Raw genomic sequence first — 3,042 nt, 5'->3', positions numbered from 1 at the left:
ACACCCCTGTTCACCAAGTACTTCATCACAACTTCCGATCTTCGCTCTGACAGGGACTTGTTGTACTCCTCGCTTCCACGCTGATCGGTATGACCCTCGATATACAGGTTCAAGTTCGGCATACGTCGCATCATGATCGCAGTACGCTCCAACTCCTTCATATGGACTGGTCTGATAAACGACTTGTCAAAATCAAAATATACGATAGGGATCGCTATCAACTCCTTCTGCAGCTCCTCAAAGATACCCATCGCATCACAGATATCCTTTTCCATAAACTCCTGTGGCAAGTCGTACTGCTTGTTCGGGTCAGGGAAGGCCTCCAAAACCAGCTCCGACCTTCTGTTCAGCTGATGCTCCCACTCAGGACACGGAACGCCATCCCCACAGTCATTGGTCAACTTCTCCTCGCCAAACCAATCTTCACTTACCCTTTCCTTTCCTATACCGTACTTCTCCAAATATGCAATCACTGCATCAGCTCGCCGCTTACTCAATGCCTCGTTGTAGTCATGACTTGCCCTGGAATCCGTGTGGGAGGACACCTTCAAGTCAAGAAAATCATACTTGTTCATCAACTCTCCTATCCTATCCAATACCGGCTCCTCGGTAAGCCTGATGAAATGCTTGTCCAAATCGTAATAAACTATATCCACATACACCGGCATCTGATACGGAATCTCAGCCAGCCTATACGTCCGCTCCAAGGTCTCCCCCTCCAACCCCACTGTACTCAGGCTATTGTCATAAATACTGAAATATCCTCGYTTGCTGATATTTATCTCGTAATTGCTATCCAAGGAAAGGTCTGCCTTCAACTCTCCCTTAGGATCTTCAGCCAATYCTACCTTCTCCTTCTTAYCCAAATCTGTCAACACCGCTTCAAAGCCCGCAGCAAACAGCTCTCCATCACAGTCTAYAACACGTGCCAATAGACGCTTGCGCAATTCCATGATGCTATAAATATCATCCAATCCCATACCTCCATCCCTGTCGCTGCTCAAATAGGGCTTCCCTTCAGGGGATATGCCATACGCAAAATCATCCCTGTTCGAATTATACGGCAAGCCCATATTCTCTACTCCACTGAAATTGCCAGACCTGTGGGATGACCRGAAAATATCCAAMCCYCCCATACCCGCATGGCCGTTGCTCGAAAAGTAAAAACTATCYCCCGATATATGGGGATGGCTTTCGTTCTTGGATGTATTGATCTGCGAACCAAGGTTCACTGGCTCCCCAAAATTCATCYCTTCATCGAATTCAATATAATACAGATCAAACCCTCCATAACCTCCAGGCATATCAGAACTGAAGTATAGGCGYCTGTTTGAAACATCCACAAAAGGATGCATCACCCCATAGTTCACCGCATCGTTGATGGCCAATGAAACATGCTCCGTCAGGTTACCCAAGCTATCAACTCTACTGTAAAAAATCTCCGCTCCTACCGCAAAACTCCTGTTCTTCCTGTCCTTCGTGATCTTGCGGGTAACCGTGYAAAACATAAGCCCTTTTTCATCATAAAAACTCGCATCCGAAAAATGCAACACCTCTTCATTCCCCGAATCTATCGACGTAAGCACACCACTGCTATCCTTCTTGTATAGCCTGAAAAAGGTCCTGTCATTGAAATCATAACGGTCATCGCTGTATATATTGTTCAAATCGGGACGGATCAAGGCTTTCTTGCCCGGAATCACATCTCCCCTATCTGTRGCAAAATACATATTCCCTTTTCCATCAAAGGAACTGCCAAAGTCTGACCCGCTGCTGTTTACCCCTTCTACSGGWATCAGGGTGATCCCTCCCGGATTCTTGTATAGCATTTCCATATACGCAAAATCGATCTCCGGAAAGTCCGACTCTTTGTATCCACTTCCCGACAACAGATCACCCAGTGATAGTTCGCCGCCTTGATACAGATATGCCGACTTGATATACTCCAGATAATCCAACCTATYMGACTCTTCAAAGCCTACCGTAACCGACCACCACTCAAGGGATTTTGAATAATCCCTGACCTCCCTGTACGATTCGGCTATACGCTTGGCTGTTCCGTATCGCTCTCGCTTTTCAAACGCCCGCTCGTACTCCTCGGCCGCATGGCGGTAGTTCTCCAATTCAWACTGCTTGTCAGCATACCTCAGTATGTAGTTCTGACCACTCACTTGGGYGGTCAACAACAGCAGCAGCAGCAGAAAAAAACAAATTCTTGTGTATAATATCCTCATATCTTAAAACCATCTTGGGTTGCGCATCTTAACATTTCTTGAAGGTATGTAATAACCTACAGATATCTCGTGCGAATTATTCTTGAAATCACTCAAAACATTTATATTGTGGTCATACGCATATCCCAAACGAAGATTGGGAGTCGCAAATATCTCCATGATCATCGCTACGGCATTGCGCTGGTTCAGGTTGTCCTGTAGGTGGTCCATACCAAACTGTACATTCGACCTGTAGGATCCCCCAAGCCAAAGACGCTCATTGAACAGAAACATCGCATTCAGATCATAACTCGTTGGTGCTCCCTTCACTTCCTTGATCAAAAAACTGGGCTTGAAATCCACAACCCCACCCAAAGGCAACAATATCCCGGCCGTCAAATAGTAATGGAAATCATGGAATGCAAGCGATATATCCTCCCTCCTTAGGGAGCCCCTCCCTATCAAATTAAACGTACTAAAACCAGCATAAAACCTATCCGTATGGAAAAACAAACCCGCATTCATGTTCGGTGTGAACAAGTTGACCCTGCCCTCGGGAAGATTCATGTCATCACGCTCAATGGGGTCTAGCATACTCCCGTCTATGGCATACTCGCTCGCCCCTGCACTCACACCCAGGCCAAGAAAACTCTTCCGGCCGGTCTGGATCCTATAGGCATACGTCAACATCCCTACATTCGTCGTCACCGGGCCAAGACGGTCACTCATCAACGATATGCCAAAACCCATAGTCTCCTCGTTCGCACTCAAATCAGCCGTTACGGTAAACGTCTTCGGTGCACCGGGGAATCCTATCCACTGATCACGA

At 46.8% G+C, this 3,042-nt stretch carries 2 protein-coding genes; both read right to left on the bottom strand.

Features of this window, described 5'->3' with window-relative positions; translation table 11 throughout:
- A partial coding sequence (locus MM213_RS20445) for an OmpA family protein (RefSeq protein WP_241414741.1) occupies positions 1-2,123 on the bottom strand: 2,123 nt, incomplete at its 3' end.
- Between the two features lie 114 nt (positions 2,124-2,237).
- A partial coding sequence (locus tag MM213_RS20440) for a PorP/SprF family type IX secretion system membrane protein (RefSeq protein ID WP_241414740.1) occupies positions 2,238-3,042 on the bottom strand: 805 nt, incomplete at its 5' end.

This window comes from Belliella alkalica, from assembly GCF_022549785.1.
GTDB lineage: Bacteria > Bacteroidota > Bacteroidia > Cytophagales > Cyclobacteriaceae > Belliella > Belliella alkalica.
This window is presented reverse-complemented; position numbering and strand designations above follow the sequence as displayed.